Here is a 21,343-nt window from a genome sequence, read left to right on the forward strand (position 1 = left end):
AGAGGTGATTCCTTCAGTGCCCAGCAGTCCCGCGCCGACCACGGCAGGCCCCAGCAGGAAGTTGCGCCGCATCGCAGCCGGCCTCAGCACTCTCCTGTTGCTGGCCCCGCTCGCAGCGTGCACCGGAACACCGGCGCCGGCGCCGACGTCGTCGTCCACCGCCAGCGCGTCCGACGCGGCCCCCACCGCCACGTTCAGCTTTGGCACCGCATCGCGGCCGCTGGGCCTGGACCCTGCCCTCGTGTCCGACGTTGACTCCTACCGGATCACCCGCCAGGTGCTCGAAGGGCTGATCGGCGTCGACCAGACCAGCGGCAAGCCCACCCCCCTGCTCGCCACGGAGTGGAGCGACAGCAACGAGGGCCGCGCCTACACTTTCAAGCTCCGCGAGAACGTGAAATTCCACGACGGGACGGCCTTCAACGCGGCAGCCGTGTGCACCAACTTCAACCGATGGTTCAACTTCCCCGCCGCCCTCCGGAAGCAGGCAACGGGCAGCACCTTCAAGGGCGTTTTCAAGGCCCACGCCGACCAAACCTCGCTGTCCATCTACAAGAGCTGCACGGCACTGGCGGCGGACAGTGTCCGGATCGACCTCACCCAGCCGTTCACGGGCTTCCTCCAGGCCCTGACGCTGCCTGCTTTCGCCATGTCCTCGCCGAAGGCCCTCGCCGCGCAGTCCGCCGACTCCCTTACCCAGAGCCGCGAAGGGCAGGCCGTGTCCGCCTATGCCCTGCACCCGGTGGGCACCGGCCCCTACGTCTTCGGCTCGTGGGACAACAACACCGTCACCCTGACCAGCAACAAGGACTACTGGGGCGACAAGGGGCAGATCGGGACCATCAACTTCATCAGCTACGACCATCCCCAGACCCGGCTGCAAGCGCTGCTGGACGGCAAGATCGATGCCTATGATTCGGTCACCGTGGGAAATTTCGACCAGCTGGTCAAGCGCGGCAAACAGATCATCCAGCGTGATCCGTTCTCGGTCATGTACCTGGGCATGAACCAGGAAGTGCCCGTGCTGCAGAACCTCAAGGTCCGCCAGGCGATCGAGATGGCCCTGGACAAGGACACCCTGATCCGCAAGTTCTTCATCGACAACACGGCGGCGGCCTCCCAGTTTGTACCGCCGAAGCTGAGCGGCTTCAACAACAACGCCCCATCGCTGGGACACGACGCGGCCAAGGCCAAGGAGCTCCTTGCCGAGGGCGGGTACAAGGGCGAGGAACTGAAGTTCTACTACCCGCTCAACGTTGCCCGGCCGTACCTGCCGACGCCGGAAAAGGTCTACGCCGAGATCAGCCGCCAGCTCACCGCCGTCGGGCTCAACATCAAACCGGTCCCGGTGGACTGGTCCGACGGCTACCTCCAGAAAGTCACCTCCCCCGGGGACCACGCCCTGCACCTGCTGGGCTGGAACGGGTCCTACGCCGATCCGGACAACTTCGTGGGCCCGCTGTTCGGCGAGAACACCGGCGAGTTCGGGTACCAGGACCCCCAGGTGTTTTCGAAGATCTCCCGGGCCCGGGGCCTGCCCGAGGGCAAGGAACGCACAGAGCAGTACCAGACCATCAACGCCCAGATTGCGGCGACGGTCCCGGCGGTGCCGATCGCGTTCCCGATCTCGGCGCTGGCGCTCTCGGACCGGGTCCTGAAGTACCCGGCGTCGCCGGTCCTGAACGAAGTTTTCACGAAGGTCGCGCTAAAGCCTTGACGGAGGCACCCAATTTCAGTTAGTGGGCGGTGCAGGGATATTCTGTGACAGCCAGAGCCGCTGCTACCGGAGACTGATGTGACTTTCATTTCCAAGACCCACCATGCCGACGTCGTCCTGATTGGCGGCGGCATCATGAGCGCCACGCTTGGCGCCTTCCTCAAGCAGCTGGAGCCGAACTGGACCATTTCGCTGTTCGAGCGCCTGGACCAGCCGGGCCTGGAAAGCTCCGATCCGTGGAACAACGCCGGCACCGGGCACGCCGCCCTGTGTGAGCTTAACTACTCCCCCGCAGCCAAGGACGGCTCGGTGGACCCGGCCAAGGCGCTGCACATCAACGAGCAGTTCCAGCTCTCCCGCCAGTTTTGGTCCCACCTGGTCACCAACTCGCTGATCGGCTCCCCCAAGGGCTTCATCAACACGGTCCCGCACATGAGTTTTGTGGTCGGCGACGCCAACGCCAAGTTCCTGCGGACCCGCTACGAGGCCCTCAAACCGAACCCGCTGTTCCGTTCCATGGAGTTCTCCGAGGACCACGACCAGATCGCCAAGTGGGCGCCGCTGATCGTCAAGGGCCGGGACCCGAAGCAGCACATCGCCGCCACCCGCGCCGCGGAAGGCACCGACGTCGACTTCGGCGCCTTGACCCGGGAACTGACCGGCTACCTCGGCAACAACGGCGTCGAAATCAACTACGGACACGACGTCACCGGCATCAAGCGGGCCTCCGACGGCGGCTGGGACCTCGCGCTCAAGCACCCCCGCTCCGGCGAACACGGCTCGATCCACGCGAAGTTCGTCTTCGTCGGCGCCGGCGGCGGCGCCCTGCACCTGCTCCAGGCCTCGGGCATCCCGGAAAGCAAGGGCTTCGGCGGCTTCCCGGTCTCCGGTCAGTTCTTCCGCTGCACCGACGAGACCCTCGCCGCCCAGCACAGCGCCAAGGTCTACGGCCAGGCCTCGGTGGGCGCCCCGCCCATGTCGGTGCCGCACCTGGACACCCGGTTCGTCAACGGCAAGCGGTCGCTGCTCTTCGGACCCTACGCCGGGTTCTCCACCAACTTCCTCAAGAACGGCTCCTACCTGGACCTGCCGCTGTCCATCCGGCCCTCCAACATCATCCCGATGCTGGCCGTGGCCAAGGACAACATGGACCTCACCGCCTACCTGGTCAAGGAAGTCGCAAAAAGGCACGGCGCCAAGGTGGAGGCCCTGCGGGAGTACTACCCGGAGGCCAAGGACGGCGACTGGGAACTCATCACCGCAGGCCAGCGGGTCCAGATCATCAAGAAGGACCCCAAGAAGGGCGGCGTGCTGCAGTTCGGCACCGAGGTCATCGCCGGCCGCGACGGCACGATCGGCGCGCTCCTGGGCGCGTCCCCGGGCGCGTCCACCGCGGTGCCGATCATGATCGAGCTGCTGCAGAAGTCCTTCCCCAAGAACTTCAAGGGCTGGCAGTCCAAGCTCAAGGAGATGATGCCCGGCTACGGCGTCAAACTCAACGAGAACCCGGACCTCGCCGCACGGCTCGAGGCCGAAACGGCCGCCGCACTCCAGCTCGAACCGGTTCCGGCCGCCCGCTGAAACTCTGCCGGGTTGCGGCACGTTTAGTCCCATTGAGGCGTTCCGTCGTGGCGAGCGTCCGCTAATCCCCAGGAGACCATGAGATGTTCCGGCTGGCCAAGCTCTCGCTAGGGAACCGGGCGCTGATCGCGCTGATCACCGTCTTCGCGTCTGTCTTCGGCGTGATTACGATGTCCTCGCTCAAGCAGGAGCTCATCCCGTCCATCGAGTTCCCGCAGATCACCGTGATCACCGCGATGCCCGGCGCCTCGCCGGAAGTCGTGGACAAGCAGATCAGCGGCCCGCTCGAGACGGCGCTCAACGGCGTCGAGGGGCTGGAGTCGACGTCGTCGACCTCGCGCAACGGCGTCTCGCAGATCACCCTGGTGTTTACCTACGGGTCCAACCTTGACCGGGCCCGGAACCAGATCGACCGGGCCATCTCCAACGCCAAGCAGGCGCTGCCGAAGGACGTCCAGCCGCAGGCAATCGCCGGCAGCATCAGCGACTTCCCGATCGTCTACCTCGCGGTGTCCTCGGACAAGCCGCTGAGCGAGCTGAACGCGGACCTGGCCCGCCTGAGCGTGCCGCGGCTGCAGAAGCTCGACGGCGTGCGCGGCGCCGAGGTGACCAGCGGGGCCACCCAGCACATCAAGATCCTGCCGCGGCCCGAGGCCATGGCGGCCTCCGGCGCCACCATCGCGTCCATTACGGACGCGTTGAAGAACAACGGGTCGCTGGTGCCGGCCGGCAGCATCGAGGAACAGGGCAAGACGCTGTCGCTGCAGATCGGCAGCCCGGTGGACTCCCTCGACGCTGTCAAGGCCCTGCCGCTGGGCGGCGCCCGCGACGCCGCCACGATCGGCGCCGTCGCCGATGTCAGCATCACCGAGGACGCCCGCACCTCAATCACCCGGACCAACGGCAAGGAAACCCTGGCCCTTTCGGTGACAAAAAAGCCCGAGGGCGACACGGTGGGCATCTCGCATGCGGTGAAGGATTCCATCCCGCAGCTTGAGGCCGAACTGGGCTCGAACGCCAAGTTCACCCCGGTCTTCGACCAGGCGCCGTTCATTGAGAAGTCCATCAAGGACCTCACCACCGAGGGGCTGCTGGGCCTGGGCTTCGCCGTCGCCGTCATCCTGCTGTTCCTGCTCTCGGTGCGCTCCACCCTGGTCACGGCCGTGTCCATCCCGCTGTCCCTGCTGATCACGTTCATTGGTCTCTCCGCCACCGGGTACTCGCTGAACATCCTGACCCTCGGGGCGCTGACCATCGCCATCGGCCGGGTGGTGGACGACTCGATCGTGGTGATCGAGAACATCAAACGGCACCTGAGCTACGGCGAGCAGAAAATCACCGCCATCCTGACCTCCATCCGGGAGGTTGCCGGCGCCATCACCGCCTCCACGCTCACCACGGTGGCGGTCTTCCTGCCGATCGCCTTCGTGGCCGGACTCGCCGGCGAGCTGTTCCGGCCCTTTGCGCTCACCGTTACCATCGCCCTGGTGTCCTCGCTGCTGGTCTCGCTGACCATCGTGCCGGTGCTGGCGTACTGGTTCCTGCGGACGCCGGCGGACAAGGCCGGGAACGCCGTGTCCGAGGCCACCGCCCGGGAGACCGCGGCAAAGGCTCACGAGGCCGAGCAGCGCAGCTTCCTGCAGCGCGGCTACCTCCCGATCCTCACGAAGACGCAGCGGCATCCCGTGATCACCCTGGTGGCGGCCGTCCTGGTCCTCGGCGGGACCGCCGCCATGTCCCCGCTGCTGGCCACCGACCTGCTGGGCCGCTCCGGCGAAAACAGCATGACGGTGAAGCAGGCCCTCCCCGCCGGCACCAGCCTGGCCGAGGGCAGCGCCGCGGCCATCAAGGTCGAGTCCGTGCTGCGGGGCATCGACGGGGTCAAGGACGTCCAGGTCACCACCGGCAACGCGCAGTCCGGGTTCTCCGCGCTGCAGTCCACCGGGGCAGCCAATTCCAGCTTCACCGTCGTCACCGAAGAGAAGTCCAACCAGACCAAGCTGCAGGACACCGTCCGCAGCGAACTCGCTAAGATCTCCGGGGCCGGCAAGATCACCGTCGGATCCCAGCAGGGCGGCTTCGGCACGACGTCGACGGTCGACATCACGCTCAAAGCCGCCACGTCCGCGGACCTCCGCACCGCCAGCGACGCCATGGTCACGGCCATGGACGGCGTCCCCGGCTCCTCTGAGGTCAGCACCAACCTGGCCGCGAGCCAGCCGGTGGTCCAGGTGAAGGTGGACCGCGCCAAGGCCGTCGCGGCCGGCCTGAACGAGCAGCAGGTCGCCGGGGTGCTGGCCTCCACCATCAGCCCGATCCCGGCCGGCACCGTCCGGATTGGCACCAACGATTTCCCGGTCCGGATCGGCGAGGGAACCCGCTTCACCAGCATCGGCGCCGTCCGCGACCTCCCGCTGCCGACGGCGCGCGGGCCGGTTCCGCTGTCCTCGATCGCCTCGGTGGAACAGGTGGACGTCCCGGTCTCCATTACCGCCAGCAACGGCCAGCGGACCGCGCGCGTGTCCGTCACGCCGTCGGGCGGCAACCTCGGCGCGGTCAGCACCGAGGTGCAGGCCCGGCTCAAGACCGTCCAGCTGCCGCCGGGCGTCACCGCGGAGATCGGCGGCGCCACCACGCAGCAGGCCGAGTCCTTCGGGCAGCTGGGGCTGGCGCTGCTGGCCGCCATCGCGATCGTCTACGTGATCATGGTGGCCGCCTTCAAGTCGCTCGTGCAACCGCTGATCCTGCTGGTCTCGGTCCCGTTCGCGGCCACCGGCGCCATCGCGCTGCTGCTCGTGACCCGCGTCCCGCTGGGGCTGCCGTCACTGATCGGCATGCTGATGCTGGTGGGCATTGTGGTGACCAACGCGATCGTGCTGATCGACCTGATCAACCAGTACCGCCAGCCGCGCAACGGCGAGCCGGGCATGAGCGTGGCGGACGCGATCACCCACGGCGCCCGGCAGCGCCTGAGGCCGATCCTGATGACCGCGCTGGCCACCGTGTTCGCGTTGACCCCGATGGCGCTGGGCCTGACCGGCGGCGGCGGTTTCATCTCCCAGCCGCTGGCCATTGTGGTGATCGGCGGACTCATCTCCTCCACCGCCCTGACCCTGGTCCTGGTCCCGGTGCTCTACCGGCTGGTGGAGGGCCGGCGCGAACGCAAGGCGCTGCAGAAGGCCAACGGCGGCAAGTCCGCCCACGGCCGCCGCGCCCAGCCCGCACCCGCGGACGCCGAGGGCACCGCACCCGAACTCGGCCAGCTTGACGAGGCCGACGAACCGGACGAGGCCCCGGCGCTCCGCAACTAGGGTCCGCCTGCCCTCCACTAGCTCGCAATAGTTGTCGTTTTGTGCCCTCAATACGACAACTATTGCGAGCTACTTGGGTTGCTGCGGGACTGACCTGTGGATAACCTCCTGAGCGCCGCCAGAATTTGCCAGCATGGGGCCATGAAGACTCCGCAGCCCTTGCCGGACCCGGTTGCCCGTGCGCCGTTCACCTTCCAGGAAGCGCTCGACGCCGGGGTCAGCTACCGGCGGCTCCGGCACCGCGGCCTCGTCTCGCCGGGCCGGGGCATCCGCATTCCGTGCGGCGCGGAACCGGCTCCCGGCTTTGCCTCGCTGGTGCGGCCCTTCACCCGCATTACGGAATTCACCTCCGCATCCCACGCAACGGCATTCCGGCTCTGGGAGATGCCCGGATTTTTGCCCGGTTCGGACGCGCCGGGCATCCACCTGTCGCGACCCGACTCCATGTCCATCCCCCGGCGGACGGGTGTCATCGGCCACGTCGGCCAATTCTTCCCCGATGAGCTCACAAGCATCGGGGGCCTCCTCGTGACGACGCGGACACGGACTTGGCTCGATGTGTCCCGGCTGATGACGGTGGACGAACTCACGGTGGTGGCAGACCATCTGATCCGTGTTCCACGTCCTAACCTGGAGGGCCGAAGTGATCCCCATGCCAGCATCGCCGACCTGGCCGAGATGCTGGACCGGCACAAGGGAACGCCAGGAATCCGGAAGGCCCGGCTGGCCTTGGAACAGGCCCGGGTCGGCTCTGATTCGGCACCGGAGACCCGGCTGCGACTCGCCCTGACGCGGGCGGGTCTGCCGGAACCCGAGGTAAACCCGCGCACGGAGCTGCTCGACGGCGTCGTGCGTCAACCCGATCTGGCGTATCCGGAATTTCAGGTGGCGGTGGAATACGAAGGCGACGGGCACTCCGAGGCCGGGCAGGTGGTCCGCGACATCGCCCGGGAGGAAGACTTCGCCCGGGCGGGCTGGACACTTGTCAGGCTGTCCAGACGCCACATGGCCAACGACGCCCGTTCTGCGGTGTCGAAGATCCGCTCCGCGCTTCTGACTCGCGGCTGGTCAGGGCGCTGATTTCCCCCAACTGACTCGCAATAGTTGTCGGTTTGGGGCCTCAAAACGACAACTATTGCGATCTAGTTGGGGAAGGGGCAGGGCTTTCAGCGGCCGCGGGGGTTTCGGTGGTGGCGGGGCTTGGGTCGGAGAACGCCAGCCGGGGCACCAGCACCAGGGCGGCGGCTGCGGCCAGGCCGGTGACCCCGCAGATGGCCCAGACGGTGAGGTAGCCGGAGAGCGGCGCCGCGGTCTGGCCTGCGCCCGCGGCAGCACCGGCGTCGCCGAGGACGTGGCTGAGCAGCGCGATGCCGAACACCGCGGAGGCGAAGGCGCCCCCGATGGTCTTGGTGGTGTTGGTCAGCCCCGTGGCCATCGCTGTCCGGTCCAGCGGGGCCGCGGCGGCCGCGGCGGAGGGCAGTGCCGCCACCAGCGCCCCGGAGCCGACGCCGGCCACCGCCATGTTGACCAGCGCCTCGGCCAGGCTGCCGTGCAGGGGCAGGAACAGCAGGTAGCCCGTGCCGACCAGCGCCGCGGCCCCCACGAGGGTCCAGCGCGGGGTCAGCCGGCGGGTCACCACGGGGTACAGCAGCGCGCCCACCAGCAGGGCCAGCACGTAAACGCCGATGATGATCGAGACCTGCCCCGCGCGCAGCCCCAGCCCGTAGCCGTGCAGCGCGGGATCGGTCCGGGCGAAGGTGGAGAGCGGGGCCTGGGCGCCCAGCACGGAGACGCCGAACAGCCCGGCCGTCAGCTGCACCGGCCACATCGATTTGGACCGCAGCATCCGGATGTCCACCAGCGGGTCCTCGCGGCCCAGCTGGACGCGGACAAAGGGAATGAAGACCAGCACACCGGCCGCGACCAGCGACCCGGCCCACCAGGCGCCGGGGCCGCCCAGCCGCATGAAGGTCAGCCCGGAGGTGATCAGCAGCAGCCCGACGGCGAGCAGCGCGAAGCCGCCGGTGTCCACCCGGCCGCCGGCGCGCCCGGCCGACTCCGGCACGCCGAAGCGGATGGCGAACCAGCAGGCGGTCACGACGACGGCGGGGATCATCAGCACCAGCTGCAGTTGCCCGGCGAAGGCCTCCACGAGCGCCCCGGAAGCCAGCGCCCCGGCGATGACACCGAATTCCAGCGCCCCGACGAGGATGCCCGCGGCGCGGCGGGTGCGGGCGGCGCCGTCGGCCAGCCCGTGCACCCGGCTGAAGACCAGGGCGATCTCCAGCGGCAGCCAGACCACATAGAAGCCCTGCAGCGACCAGGCGGCGAGGAATGTCCAGAAGCCCGGCGCGAGCGCCACCCCCCAGGAGGCGGCAGCGGTCAGCACGGTGGAGACCAGCAGGATCCGGCGGTGGCCGTACAGGTCGCCCAGCTTCGCCAGCACCGGCACCGCCAGGGCGCTGACCGTCAGCTGGGCCGCCTCGAACCAGTTCACGTCGCCGTCGTGGATCCCCAGGTGCCGGGCGATGTCGGTGAGGATGGGGGTGTAGTAGCCCTGCAGGATGCCGCTGGTGAGTTCCACCAGACACAGAAAAGCAACGACGCGGCGCATGGGAACCTTCCGGGCGGGCTGGACACCTGGCGGCCAGCCGATTGATTGCATCCTAGGGCCGGGTGCCGCCGGCCCATCGGAGGAGCCGGGAATATCCCGGCGTGGCGGGCGTTGTACCGGGCGATAGATGCAAATGCATCTAAATCGGGTATAGTAGAAGCAGCAACCGGAAGTTTCCGGCCAGGGAAAGGAATACCATGCAGATCGGCGTCTTTAGCGTCAGCGACATCACCACGGACCCCACCACGGGCCGCACCCCGACCGAACACGAGCGCATCAAGGCCTCGGTGGCGATCGCCAAAAAGGTCGAAGAGATCGGCATGGATGTCTACGCCATCGGCGAGCACCACAACCGGCCGTTCTTCTCCTCCTCCCCCACCACCACGCTGGCCTACATCGCGGCGCAGACGGAACGGATCATCCTTTCCACCGCCACCACGCTGATCACCACCAACGACCCGGTGAAGATCGCCGAGGACTTCGCGATGCTCCAGCACCTCGCCGGCGGCCGCGTGGACCTGGTCCTGGGCCGCGGCAACACCGCCCCCGTCTACCCCTGGTTCGGCAAGAACATCCAGGACGGGATCGAACTCGCAATCGAGAACTACTCCCTGCTGCGCCGGCTGTGGGACGAGGACACGGTTAACTGGTCCGGCAAGCACCGCACCCCGCTGCAGAACTTCACCTCCACCCCGCGCCCGCTCGACGGCGTCGCCCCCTTTGTCTGGCACGGCTCGATCCGCACGCCGCAGATCGCCGAGGTCGCCGCGTACTACGGCGACGGGTTCTTCGCCAACAACATCTTCTGGCCCAAGGAGCACTACCAGCAGCTGATCGGCCTGTACCGCGAACGCTACGAACACTACGGCCACGGCAAGGCGGACCAGGCGATTGTGGGCCTCGGCGGGCAATTCTTTATGCGGAAGAGCTCGCAGGACGCCGTCAAGGAGTTCCGCCCGTACTTCGACAACGCCCCGGTCTACGGCCACGGACCGTCCCTGGAGGACTTCACCTCGCAGACCCCGCTGACCGTCGGCAGCCCGCAGGAAGTCATCGAGAAGACCCTGACCTTCCGCGAGTACTTCGGCGACTACCAGCGCCAGCTGTTCCTGATCGACCACGCCGGCCTGCCGCTGAAGACCGTGCTGGAGCAGCTCGACCTGTTCGGCGAGGAAGTCCTGCCCGTGCTCCGCAAGGAATATGCCGAGAAGACCCCGGCGCACGTCCCGGAACCGCCCACCCACGCCGGGCGGGTGGCGGCGGCCGTGGCTGCCGGAACCGTCGACGCCGGCACGGTCGAAAACACGCGTCTGGACGCGTGATGTCCTCCAAAACCGAATCGCCCGTGCGCCTGGCCGCGGAAACCTGGGAGTCCCTGTTCCGCGCCCAGGTCGCGGTGATGCGCCGGCTGCAGTCCGGGCCCGCGTTCAAGGCCCTGGCCGTGAACGAGTACGACGTGCTGTTCACGCTCTCCGGCTGCCCCTCCGGCTGGCTCCGCCAGAACGAACTGAACGACCATGTGCTCTTGAGCCAGTCGAGCCTGAGCCGGCTGGTGGAGCGGCTGGAAAAGCGCGGGCTCGTGGAGCGCAGGCCAGCCCCCGACGACGGCCGCGGCGTGCTGGTCCGGCTCACCGACGCCGGCCGGGAACTGCAGAAGCAGATCGGCCGGGAGCACGTCCGCGACATCGCCTCCCTGGTGGCACCGGCGCTCACCGCCGAGGAACAGCGCGAGCTGCTGCGCCTGACGGACAAGCTGCGGACCGCGGTCCAGGGCCGCTAGCGGAGGGTGACCAGCGCGGCCGGGTCCTCGACCGGCAGTTCGCCGGTGACGGTGGCGGTGACCTTGAGCTCCTTCAGCGAGAGGCTGCCGCCGACGGTGGACAGGAAGGCCGTGTCCGAGGAGTCCCGGCCGGCGGTGATCCGGAGCATGCTCTCCCGGGGCGCCAGTCCGGTCGGGTCGATCACGTGCCAGGCGCCGCCGACGTGGGCTTCGGCGACGGCGTGGAAGTCCATCGGGCTCAGCCCGGGCGCGTAGACCGCGGCCAGCCGCGCCGGGACGTTCTTGGACCGCAGCAGCGAGATCGCCAGGTGGGCGAAGTCCCGGCAGACGCCGCGGCGGTGCAGCAGCGTCTCGACGGCGCCGTCGGTCCCGCGCGATGACCCGCTGACGTAGCGCAGTTCGCTGAAGACCCAGTCCCGCACGGCGTGCAGCAGCTCGGCGCCCTGCAGGCCGCCGAATTCCGCGTACGCCGTCGGGAGCAGCCGGTCGGATTCGGCGTAGCGGCTCGGCCGCACGTAGCGGATGAGCTCCATCAGCCCCGGCTCCTCCGGCTCCGCGGCCCCGGTGACGGTGGCGCCGTACTCCACCAGGACCTCGGTGGGCTCGGCGAACTCCATGTAGTGGAAGCGCCCGCCGTGGTGGTCGGAGAGCTCGGCCAGGGGCACGTCCTCGCCGCCGGCGGTGACGGAAAGCGATTCCTCGAAGCCGCTGTAGCCGGGGTTGCGGGCCACGGCCACCGCCATTGCGACCTTGGTGTCGGCCACGGTCTTGAAGGCCAGGCGTGCGGTCACGATGCGTTCCATGGATCTCCGGAGGGGTGCGAGCGAAGCCGCTGAACTCTCAGCGGGCGGGCAGTCGCCCCGGGCCGCAATGAAGCCGGCGGCGGGACTAGTTTTTAATCTTCAGCGACATTAGCATCCGCTGGACATTGGCGAATTCCGACCCCGCGTTGACATAGGCGTCCGCCTGGGCCAGCGTGTCAAAGGACTTGGCCGGCGCCACTTTCTGGTCCGGGGCGAATGCCTTCAGCTCGGCCAGGTCCCCGAAGGAGTAGTCGCCTTTGCCGTCGGGCCCGCGCACGAGGTTCTGCAGGGAACAGGCCTTGCCTTCCGCTCCCCCGACCACGTTGGTGATGCCGTAGGACCCGAAATACTTGTAGCCCTGGATCACGCGGAAGACCACGTGCGGGTCGATGGTGCCCTCCCCGCCGCGGTGCGGCAGTTCCACCGGAACGCTACTGACCACCACGTACGGTTTCGCGGCCTCGGCCGCGCAGGCGCCGGCCGCCTGGGCCGGGAGTCCGGTCTGCAGCGTGGCCAGGTACCGGCCCTCCGCGTCCTTGACCTCGATCTTGAGCGCCGCCGGCAGGGTGCCCGGCGCCGGGGCGACCGACTGCGCGATCCATTCCTGGGGGAGGTCGAAACTCACGGTCTTGCCCGGGTCCGTAAAGGTCTTCCACGCCGCCGCCGTCGCTCCCGCGGAGGCCCCCGCGGAGGCCCCTGCGGAGGCCGTGCCGGAGGCGGTGCCCGACGCCGAGGCGCCCGGCGCTCCCGGCGACGCGGTCCCGGCAGAGGGATCCGCCGTCGAGCTCCCGCCCGGGCTGCCAGCCGTCCAGGCCGGCGTGCCCTTGCCGTCGCTGCTGCAGCCGGCGAGCGCCGTCGCGGCGAGCGCCAGCGCAGCGGCGATCCGGAGTCCTCGGGAAATAGCCGTCCCAGTCATGGAGCCAGCGTAGCCGGGGCCTACGGCCGATCAGAGTTTCCGGAGCAGCGTTTCGTAGAACCGGACGCCACGGCCCAGGGTCTCGAGCGAGATCTTTTCGTCCACGGCGTGGATCGAGCCGCGGTCCGCGGCGTCCATGGCGAAGGGCGCGAACCGGTAGACCGCGTCGCAGATCCCGGTGAAGCGGCGCGAATCCGTCCCGCCCATCATGATGTACGGCGTGATGAGCGCCTCCGGGAAGGTCGCGGCGATGCAGTCCTCCAGCAGCTGCCACTGGGCTCCGGCGAAGTCGGACACCGGCGTGGGATCGTTGCCCTCCACCACCCGCAGCTCCACCGTCGGGTCGCGGATGACCTTCCGCAGCCGCTCCACGGTTCCGGCCACGGTGTCCCCCACCGCGATCCGGATGTTGGCGTTCCCCTTGGCCGTCGCGGCGAGGACATTGGCGCCGGCACTGCCCTCCAGGGTGGTCACGGCCACCGTGGTGCGAGTCATGGCGTTGGTCTCGTTCCCCAGCCGGCCGAAAAGCCACGTCATGGGGACCCTGAGCAGCGACAGGTTCGCGAAGGCGAGCCGCAGCGGGGCCGGCGCGTGCGGGCCAAAGCGCCGGAGCATCTCCGCGGTCACCTCCGGCAGGCTCTGCGGGAACGGGCTGCGCTCAATCCGGGTGATGGCCCGGGCCAGCCGCGCCGTGGCCCCCATCCGCGGCGGCGTCGAGGCGTGTCCGCCGGGGTCGCGGGTGAGCAGCTCCACGTCCAGGATCCCCTTTTCCGCCACGCCGACGACGGCGGCCGGCCGGCTCACGCCCGGGAACGCGCCTCCCGCGACGGCGCCGCCCTCGTCCAGCACGATCCAGGGCCGCACTCCCCTGGCGGCAAGAAGCGCGGCGGCGGCTGAAGCGCTGTCACCGGCGGTCTCCTCGTTGTTGCCAAAGGAGAAGTAGACGTCGCGGGCCGGGGTGAAGCCCTCAGCGAGCAGGGCCTCCGCGGCCTCCAGAATGGCGACCAGCGCACCTTTGTCGTCGAGGGTGCCGCGGCCCCACAGGTGGGTGCCGTCGTTATGGCCGGAGAACGGCGGATGCGTCCAGGCCTGCCCGTCCCCGGCCGGGACGACGTCGTAGTGCGCCATCAGCACCGCGGGGCGGCTCCCGGCGCCGGCCTCGACCCCGGCGGGCCCGCCGGCGTCGGCGTGTGCGGTACCGGGCCAGCGGAACAGCAGGGCCAGGCCGTTGACCCGTTCCACCGCCAGCGCGGCGTAGACCGCGGGGTAGAGCCGGGGCAGGGCGGCCAGGAAGGCCTCGAACTCTGCGGTCTCCAACTCGGCGGGAACCCGGGAGGACACGGTGCGGAACCGGACGAGTTCCGCCAGCGAGGCGGCGGCGCGGCGGGCGGACCCGGCGGGGTCGGTGGTGTGCATGCGCGACAGCCTACGGCCCGGCCGCCCCGCCGGGCCGGAGGGCCCGCCGCATTTCGGGCAACGAAACCCGGCTAGGCTGGGGGGATGGCTGAACAGCACTTTGATGGAGCGGACTTTGGCGAGCCGGACGGCGTCGCGCGGATGTCCGCCGTCGACATCGCGGACTGGCGGCTCCGGACCTTTGCGCTTTACGCCACCGTGCGGAAGATCGCGGCGGACAGCCCGGCCGAGGCGCACTCCTACTGGCGGCACGAGCGGGACCGCATGTTCGGCACGCACCCGGCGTCGCCGCTGACCGACGCGGCCAAGGGCAGCTTCGGGGGCCTCAAGACCGCCGACTACGACCCGATCTACCGCTTCCACGTCCCCATCACCAAGGAGGGCGCCGGGCGGGAGATGAACGTCGAGACCGGTACCGACGGCGTGGTCCGCTTTGTCCGGCTCGGCACCTTCGACCTCCCCGAGATGGGCCAGCTCGCGGTCTGGAAGCTCAACGGCTACGGCGGCGGCATCTTCGTGCCGTTCCGGGACGCCACCGCCGGGCAGCCCGGCGGCAGCTACGGCGCCGGGCGGTACCTGCTGGACACCATCAAGGGCGCCTTCCACGGCGTCACCGGCTCCGGGGACGACGCCGAGTTCGTGCTGGACTTCAACTTCGCGTACAACCCCTCCTGCGCGTACAACGAGGCGTGGGCCTGCCCGCTGGCCGGGCCCTCGAACCGCCTGGCCGTGGACATCCCGGTCGGCGAGCTGTACTAGCCGGATGGAGTCGCAGCTACAACAGGCGCAGCCAACCCCGCAGACCGTTTCCTCCGGTTCACCCGGCCCATCCGCTGCCCCACGGCGCCGCCACCGGGGCTTGCTCCGCTATCCGGCGGTCCGGCAGCTCCTGCGTTTTACCGGCGTCGGCATTGTCTGCACCGTGACCTCCCTGGCGTTGTATGCGTTCCTGCGGCCGTGGATCGGGTCCCAGCCGGCCAACGCGGCGGCGCTGATCATCACTTCGCTGATGAACACGGCCCTGAACCGTCGGCTGACGTTCAAGATCACCGAGCGGCACCGGATGAAGCGCGACCACCTCAACGGGCTGATCGTGATCGTCGTCGCGCTCCTGATCACCGGCGGCAGCCTCGGCATCCTGCACTGGATCAACCCCGACGCGACCGTGGCCGACGAGCTCTGGACCACCACCCTCTCCGGCTTCCTGGCGACGGCCGTGCGGTTCACCATGCTCCGGCACTGGATTTTCCGCCGCGCCCGGCACCGCTAGCCAGGGGTTCCGGTGCCCGGGTTCAGCCGCCGAGGGTACGGATGCTGCCGACGGCGGTGCGCACCGCGGCCGCCGCTTCGTGCAGCTCTGCGGCCGTGACGGACGAATCGAAGCTGAAGCGCACGGCCGTCTGGGCCACCTCGGCGCCGATCCCCATCGCCCGCAGCACCGGGGAGGGCTCGTCGGACCCCGCGGCGCAGGCCGAGCCGCTGGAGCAGATCACCCCCTGCCGTTCCAGCTCCAGGAGCACGGATTCGCCGCTGGTGCCGGGGAAGCAGAAAGACGCCACGGAGGGCAGACGGTCCGCCGGATGCCCGGTGAGGACGGCGCCGGGCACGCCCGCCAGGACGGCGGCAATGAAGTCGTCGCGCAGGGCGGCCACCCGGGCGGACGCTTCCGGCCCGGACGCCCCGGCCAGGCCCAGCGCCGTCGCCAGGGCCACGGCCCCGGCCACGTTCTCGGTGCCGGAGCGGCGGCCCCGCTCCTGCCCGCCGCCGTGGATCAGCGGTTCCAGTCGGGTCCGGCCGCGCACATACAGCGCCCCGCAGCCTTTCGGGGCGCCCAGCTTGTGGCCGGAGATGCTCAGCGCGTCGACGCCGAGTTCGCGCACATCCAGGGGCAGCCAGCCGGCGGCCTGCACGGCGTCGCTGTGGAACGGGATGCCGAGTCCCCGGGCCAGCGCGGCCAGCCGGGCCACGGGCTGGACCGTGCCCACCTCGTTGTTGGCGTACATCACGCTGGCCAGCGCGGTTTCCGGCCGGAGCACGGCAGCGAGCGCTTCCTCTCTCACCTGCCCATAGCCGTCCACCGGGACCACGTCGACGGCGAAGCCATGGACGCGTTCGAGGTAGCGGGCGGATTCCTCCACCGCGGGGTGTTCGACGGCGCTGATCGCCACCCGGTCCAGGCGCGGATCGGCCGCGCGCCGGGCCAGGGCGATGCCCTTGACGGCGAGGTTGTCCGCCTCCGTGCCGCCGGAGGTGAAGACGATCTCTCCCGGCCGGCAGCCCAGGGCCTTCGCCGTCGCTTCCCGGGCTCCCGCGAGCGCCCTGGCGGCGGCGTCGCCGAGCGAATGGTGGCTCGACGGGTTGCCGAAGTCACCGCTGAGATAGGGCCACATGGCCTCGAGGACTTCGCGGCGGACCGGCGTGGTGGCGGCGGCATCGAGGAAGATCACGGCGCGCCTCAGCCGGCCGTTTCCAGCTCGACGTCGAGCTCGACATCCAGCCCGAGGTCCAGGGCGGTGACGCTGTGGGTGAGGGCCCCGACCGAGATGACGTCCACGCCGGTGGCGGCGATCCCGGCCACGGTGGCGAGGCTGACGTTGCCGCTGGCTTCGACCCGGGCCCGCCCCGCGACCAGTGCGACGCCGGCGGCGAGGTCCTGCAGCGAGAAGTTGTCCAGCATGATGGTGTCCACGCCGGCGGCCAGCACTGGCTCGATCTGTTCCATGCTGTCCACCTCCACCTCGAAGTGGGTGGTGTGCCCCAGCCGGGCGCGGGCGCCGCGCAACACGGCGGTGAGCTTCCCGGGGTCTCCCCCGGTCAGTACCGCCAGGTGGTTGTCCTTGGCCAGCACCGCGTCCGAGAGGCTGAAGCGGTGGTTTGCCCCGCCGCCGCACCGGACCGCGTAGCGCTCCAACACCCGCAGCCCCGGTGTCGTTTTCCGGGTGTCGGTGATCCGGGCGCGGGTGCCGGTGACCAGGGCGGTGAATTCCGCGGTCCGCGTGGCGATCGCGCTCATCCGCTGGACCAGGTTCAGCGCCACCCGTTCGGCCAGCAGCACGCCGCGGGCGTTGCCGCTCACCCGTGCCAGCACCGTGCCGGCATCGAACGCCGCCCCGTCCGCGACGAGCAGTTCGACCGCGGCGTCCGGGTCCGCCAGCTTCATCGCGGCGGCAAAGACCTGCCCGCCGCTGAACACGCCGGGCACCCGGGCTGCGAGCACCGCGGTGGCGCGGGCATCGGCCGGAATGAGGGTCTGCGAGGTGATGTCGCCGTAAGGGGCGTCCTCCAGCAGGGCGGCGCGGAGCACGGCGTCGACGGCGGCCGCGGGCAGGGACCCGGCGAGCTCGACGCGGGCATCGGCCGGAGAGGCTGGGGTGCCCTGGCTGGTGGTGGTCATGAGGAAATCCTTTGCATCGAGTGGGCGGGGGCGGAGGCCGGGTCCGTGTCGGCCCGGTAGTGGGCGCCCACGGAGGCGGTCCGGTTCCGGGCGGCCTCCACAAGCAGGCCGGCAGCCAGCAGCAGGTTGCGGTCCTCGTGCGCCCGCGGGTCCAGGCTGTCCGCCACGGCCCCCGGACGAACGACGGCGGCCCAGGCACCGAGCTGCTCCGCGGCAGCATCAAGCTCGACCCCACAACGCACCACCCCGGCAGCCTTGGTCATCAACCGCCCCAGGGCGTCCCGAGAAAAAGCCCCGGAACCAGGCAGCGTCCTTGTAACACCATCGGGCGGCCCGGCCGGGTGATTTTCCCGGGCGGCACCCAAGGAAGACTGTCCACCGTCGTTCGATGGCGTTCCGGAAGCGTGCGTCAAGGGGAGGCCGCTTGCGGCCGAGACAGCACGCGGAGGAACGGCGTCGGACGACGCCGGAACTGACACCCAGACCGTTTCGCCGCCAAGAAAGTCCTCGACGGCCCGCCGCCCGAAGACCAGCCCTTCGAGCAGCGAGTTACTGGCCAGCCGGTTGGCGCCCTGGGCGCCGGTGCACGCCACTTCGCCCGCGGCGTAGAGTCCCGGCACCGAGGTGCGGCCGCGCAGGTCGGTGGCCACCCCGCCCATCCAGTAGTGCGCGGCCGGGGACACCGGCAGCAGCTCGGTGGTCCAGTCGTAGCCGGCGGCCCGCGTCCTGGCGGTGATGGTCGGGAAGCGCCGGGCCAGGAAGCCTGCCCCGCGGCCGGCATCAATGCCCCGGGCGTCCAGGTACACCGGGCTGTCGGCCGGGCGCCCGGTCGCCGCCAAGTGCAGGGCGATGCTGCGTGAGACGACGTCGCGCGGGGCCAGCTCGGCGTCGGGGTGGTAGTCGGGCATAAAGCGGTGTCCGGCGGCGTCCAGCAGCACGGCGCCCTCGCCGCGCACCGCCTCGGAGATCAGCAGCGCGGGCGGGCCGCCGGGCACTTCGGCCGCTGCGAGCGTGGTGGGGTGGAACTGGAAGAACTCCAGGTCGCGGACGGCGGCGCCGGCGCGCAAGGCCAGCGCGAGGCCGTCGGCGGTGGCCACGGACGGGTTGCTGGTGCGGGCGAACAGCCGCCCGGCGCCGCCGGTGGCGAGCAACACGGCGTCGGCGTCCAGTTCCCTGGGCTGTCCGCCGGCCAGGTAGGCGACCCCGGTGACGGAGCCCGTTGGACCGCCGTCCGGGTCACCGCCCCCGGTCAGCAGTTCGGTTACAAAAGCGCCGGTCTCCGCCCGGAGCCGCCCCTGGACGGCGCGGTCCAGCACGGCGGCCACGAGGCCCCGGGCGATGCAGGCGCCGGTCGCGTCGCCGCCGGCGTGCAGGATGCGGGCAGCCGAATGCGCCGCTTCCAGGCCCAGCGCCGGTCCGCCGTGGGCCCCGGCGTCGAAGTGCACGCCGAAGCGCCGCAGCCCGGCGATGTCGCCCACGGCTTCGGTGCAGAGGATGCGCACGGCGTCGGGGTCGTTCAGCCCGGCCCCGGCGGCCAGGGTGTCGGCAATGTGCGCCGCAACGGAGTCGCCCGGCGAGGCCTCCCCCGGTGCCAGCACCGCGGAAATCCCGCCCTGGGCGTAGAAGGTGTTGCTCTCCTCGAGCGTGCCCTTGGTCAGCAGCACCACCTCGACGCCGGGCGCTTCGGAGGCGAGCAGCGCCGCGTACAGCCCGGCGATCCCGCTGCCGACGACGACGAGCCGCCTAGTCACGGCCGCGCCGCCAGCATGCGTTCCAGGGCGACCCGGGCGGGGGCCGCGACGTCGTCCGCCACGGTGATGCGGTTGACCACCTCGCCGCGGACCAGGGCCTCCAGCACCCAGGCCAGGTAGCCGGGGTGGATGCGGTACATCGTCGAGCAGGGGCAGATCACCGGGTCCAGGCAGAAGATGGTGTGCTGTGGGTGCTCGGCGGCCAGCCGGTTGACCAGGTTGATCTCGGTGCCGACGGCGAAGACCGTGGGCTCGGTGGCGGCGGCGATGGCCTTGCGGATGAAGTCCGTGGAGCCGGCCGAATCGGCGGCGTCCACCACCTCCATGGGGCACTCCGGGTGAACGATCACCTGCACGCCCGGGAAGTCCGCACGGGCCTTTTCGATCTGGGCGATGTTGAAGCGCTTGTGGACCGAGCAGAAACCGTGCCATAGGATCACGCGGGAGTCCTGCAGCGTCTGCTCGTCGTTGCCGCCGAGTTCCTTGCGCGGATTCCACATCGGCATCTGCGCCAGCGGCACACCCATGGCCTTGGCCGTGTTGCGGCCCAGGTGCTGGTCCGGGAAGAACAGGACGCGCTGGCCGCGCTCGAACGCCCATTCCAGCACCGTGGCGGCGTTGGAGGAGGTGCAGACGATGCCGCCGTGTTCGCCGCAGAAGCCCTTCAGTGCCGCCGAGGAGTTCATGTAGGTGACCGGGATGACCGGGACCCGGCCGTCGGCGTCGGGCTCGGTGCCGAACAACTCCTCCAACTGCTCCCAGCACTCGGTCACCGAATCGATGTCCGCCATGTCCGCCATCGAGCAGCCCGCGGCGAGGTTGGGCAGGATCACGGCCTGCTCCGGGGCGGAGAGGATGTCCGCGGTTTCGGCCATAAAGTGCACGCCGCAGAAGATGATCGCCTCGGCGTCCGGCCTGGTCAGGGCCGCGTTGGCCAGCTGGAACGAGTCGCCCACGAAGTCGGCGTATTCAACCACCTCGTCGCGCTGGTAGAAGTGGCCGAGGATAACGGCCCGGTCCCCCAGCGCCGCCTTGGCGGCCCGGATCCGGGCGTCCAGCTCGGCGTCCCCGGCCAGGCGGTATTCCTCCGGCAGCTGCCCCTGCCGGGGGGTCGACGGCGGGGCGACGTCGGCCGCGGAGGCGCCCGGGCCGTACGCGGGAACACCGGCGACGGCCTCGGCGAGGTCGAAGTCCCAGGGGCCCCGGGCCAGGGCCGGGCTGCAAGTGGAAGCTGCCGCGGCGGCTGTCGCCTGGCCCGCGGCCGCCTCGCGTGTGATCAGCTGGATCGCCGTGTTGACGCTGCTCATGGTGTGCTCCTGTTGTCTGGATCGAGGCCGGGCCGGCCGGTAAAGCGGTAGAGGCGGGGCGGGCGGTGTTTGCCGCCCTGGAGGTATTCGTCGGTTTCTTCGATCTCCGGGGTGGCCTTGATCTGGCGGCGGAAGTTGGCCGGATCCAGCTCCCGGTCCAGGACGGCCTCGTAGACCTCCCGGACCTGCGCGAGGGTGAAGTACTCGCCGAGGAGGTGGTAGGCGATCGAGCCGTAGGCCATCTTGTTCCGCAGCCGCCAGAGTGCGTAGTCGATGATCGCGTTGTGGTCGAAGGCCAGGTCGCCGAGCCGGTCCGCCCGGAACCAGCGGACGTTTTCGGATTCATCGGCGAGCGCGGCCTCGGTGGGCTGGACGAGCGCCCAGTAGACGATCGAGACCACCCGCTGGGTGGGCGAGCGGTGCAGCCCGCCGAAGGCGTAGAGCTGTTCCAGGTAGTTCGGCGCCAGCCCGGTGGTCTCGCGGAGGTTGCGGGAGGCGGCGTCCTGCAGCGATTCGGAATGGGTCAGCGGCCCGCCGGGGAGGGCCCACTGGCCTTTGAAGGGCTCGCGGATCCGGCGCACCAGCGGGATCCAGAGCGTGGGGCGGCCGGAGCGTTCACTCGGCCGCAGGGCGAAGATCACCGTGGAAATGGCCAGCGACGGCGGCGCGAGCTGGCGCTCGGAGACGTTGGCTGGAGAGGTGTAGACGGTGATCGACCCCCGGGTTCCGGGATCCGGCCCGGTCCCTGCGGAC

The 21,343-nt window shown here is 70.0% G+C and carries 17 protein-coding genes; 8 read left to right on the forward strand and 9 right to left on the reverse strand.

Annotated features, from left to right (window positions below):
• Window positions 1-61: 61 nt before the first annotated feature.
• The 4 genes from ABLI39_RS01315 (at window position 62) to ABLI39_RS01330 (ending at window position 7,689) form a co-directional block, all read left to right on the forward strand.
• Window positions 62-1,717 carry an ABC transporter substrate-binding protein gene (locus ABLI39_RS01315; protein WP_349411537.1) on the forward strand — a complete coding sequence of 552 codons (1,656 nt, stop codon included), beginning with the start codon at window positions 62-64 and terminating at the stop codon, window positions 1,715-1,717.
• A 78-nt stretch (window positions 1,718-1,795) separates the two neighbouring features.
• Entirely contained in the window at window positions 1,796-3,298 is a 1,503-nt protein-coding gene (locus ABLI39_RS01320; RefSeq protein WP_349411538.1) for a malate:quinone oxidoreductase, read from the forward strand.
• Window positions 3,299-3,381: 83 nt separating this feature from the next.
• The gene (locus ABLI39_RS01325; protein WP_349411539.1) at window positions 3,382-6,609 is read left to right on the forward strand and encodes an efflux RND transporter permease subunit; all 3,228 of its coding nucleotides are present in this window, start codon (window positions 3,382-3,384) and stop codon (window positions 6,607-6,609) included.
• A gap of 141 nt (window positions 6,610-6,750) precedes the next feature.
• A complete protein-coding gene (locus tag ABLI39_RS01330; RefSeq protein WP_349411540.1) occupies window positions 6,751-7,689 on the forward strand; it encodes an endonuclease domain-containing protein in 939 nt (312 codons plus the stop codon).
• Between the two features lie 52 nt (window positions 7,690-7,741).
• Here the strand turns inward: ABLI39_RS01330 and ABLI39_RS01335 are convergent, their stop codons facing one another.
• Window positions 7,742-9,193: an MFS transporter gene (locus tag ABLI39_RS01335; protein ID WP_349411541.1), complete on the reverse strand. Its 1,452-nt coding sequence runs from the start codon at window positions 9,191-9,193 to the stop codon at window positions 7,742-7,744.
• A gap of 227 nt (window positions 9,194-9,420) precedes the next feature.
• Between ABLI39_RS01335 and ABLI39_RS01340 the strand changes: the two genes are divergently transcribed.
• Both ABLI39_RS01340 and ABLI39_RS01345 read left to right on the forward strand, forming a co-directional pair.
• A complete protein-coding gene (locus ABLI39_RS01340; RefSeq protein ID WP_349411542.1) occupies window positions 9,421-10,545 on the forward strand; it encodes an LLM class flavin-dependent oxidoreductase in 1,125 nt (374 codons plus the stop codon).
• The gene (locus ABLI39_RS01345) at window positions 10,545-11,003 is read left to right on the forward strand and encodes a MarR family winged helix-turn-helix transcriptional regulator (RefSeq protein WP_349411543.1); all 459 of its coding nucleotides are present in this window, start codon (window positions 10,545-10,547) and stop codon (window positions 11,001-11,003) included. The genes ABLI39_RS01340 and ABLI39_RS01345 overlap by 1 nt, the downstream gene beginning before the upstream one ends.
• Here ABLI39_RS01345 and ABLI39_RS01350 read toward each other — a convergent pair.
• The 3 genes from ABLI39_RS01350 to ABLI39_RS01360 all read right to left on the reverse strand — a co-directional run bounded on the left by ABLI39_RS01350 (window position 11,000) and on the right by ABLI39_RS01360 (window position 14,138).
• The gene (locus tag ABLI39_RS01350) at window positions 11,000-11,806 is read right to left on the reverse strand and encodes a transglutaminase-like domain-containing protein (RefSeq protein ID WP_349411544.1); all 807 of its coding nucleotides are present in this window, start codon (window positions 11,804-11,806) and stop codon (window positions 11,000-11,002) included. The genes ABLI39_RS01345 and ABLI39_RS01350 overlap by 4 nt on opposite strands.
• An 85-nt stretch (window positions 11,807-11,891) precedes the next feature.
• Complete coding sequence (locus ABLI39_RS01355; protein ID WP_349411546.1) at window positions 11,892-12,722, reverse strand: hypothetical protein; 831 nt, start codon at window positions 12,720-12,722, stop codon at window positions 11,892-11,894.
• A gap of 30 nt (window positions 12,723-12,752) precedes the next feature.
• Window positions 12,753-14,138 (reverse strand): M20/M25/M40 family metallo-hydrolase, encoded by a 1,386-nt coding sequence (locus ABLI39_RS01360; protein ID WP_349411547.1) that lies wholly within the window; start codon window positions 14,136-14,138, stop codon window positions 12,753-12,755.
• 84 nt (window positions 14,139-14,222) lie between these two features.
• Between ABLI39_RS01360 and ABLI39_RS01365 the strand changes: the two genes are divergently transcribed.
• Window positions 14,223-14,897, forward strand: coding sequence for a DUF1684 domain-containing protein (locus ABLI39_RS01365; protein WP_349411548.1), 675 nt, complete (start codon window positions 14,223-14,225; stop codon window positions 14,895-14,897).
• A 4-nt stretch (window positions 14,898-14,901) separates the two neighbouring features.
• Entirely contained in the window at window positions 14,902-15,408 is a 507-nt protein-coding gene (locus ABLI39_RS01370) for a GtrA family protein (RefSeq protein ID WP_349411549.1), read from the forward strand.
• A gap of 22 nt (window positions 15,409-15,430) precedes the next feature.
• On the opposite strand, the gene ABLI39_RS01375 is transcribed toward ABLI39_RS01370, so the two are convergent.
• The 5 genes from ABLI39_RS01375 to ABLI39_RS01395 are packed head-to-tail and all read right to left on the reverse strand — an operon-like array spanning window position 15,431 to window position 21,303.
• Window positions 15,431-16,585 (reverse strand): cysteine desulfurase family protein, encoded by a 1,155-nt coding sequence (locus ABLI39_RS01375; protein WP_349411550.1) that lies wholly within the window; start codon window positions 16,583-16,585, stop codon window positions 15,431-15,433.
• Between the two features lie 8 nt (window positions 16,586-16,593).
• On the reverse strand, window positions 16,594-17,532 hold the full coding sequence (gene nadC, locus ABLI39_RS01380) for a carboxylating nicotinate-nucleotide diphosphorylase (protein WP_349411551.1): 939 nt from the start codon (window positions 17,530-17,532) through the stop codon (window positions 16,594-16,596).
• Window positions 17,529-19,283 carry an L-aspartate oxidase gene (locus ABLI39_RS01385; RefSeq protein WP_349411552.1) on the reverse strand — a complete coding sequence of 585 codons (1,755 nt, stop codon included), beginning with the start codon at window positions 19,281-19,283 and terminating at the stop codon, window positions 17,529-17,531. The genes nadC and ABLI39_RS01385 overlap by 4 nt, the downstream gene beginning before the upstream one ends.
• On the reverse strand, window positions 19,280-20,590 hold the full coding sequence (gene nadA, locus ABLI39_RS01390; protein ID WP_349411553.1) for a quinolinate synthase NadA: 1,311 nt from the start codon (window positions 20,588-20,590) through the stop codon (window positions 19,280-19,282). The genes ABLI39_RS01385 and nadA overlap by 4 nt, the downstream gene beginning before the upstream one ends.
• Window positions 20,587-21,303, reverse strand: coding sequence for an NUDIX hydrolase (locus ABLI39_RS01395; protein WP_349411605.1), 717 nt, complete (start codon window positions 21,301-21,303; stop codon window positions 20,587-20,589). Before ABLI39_RS01395 ends, nadA begins: the two co-directional genes overlap by 4 nt.
• Window positions 21,304-21,343 lie beyond the last annotated feature (40 nt).

This window comes from Pseudarthrobacter sp. B907 (assembly GCF_040137805.1).
Lineage (GTDB): Bacteria > Actinomycetota > Actinomycetes > Actinomycetales > Micrococcaceae > Arthrobacter.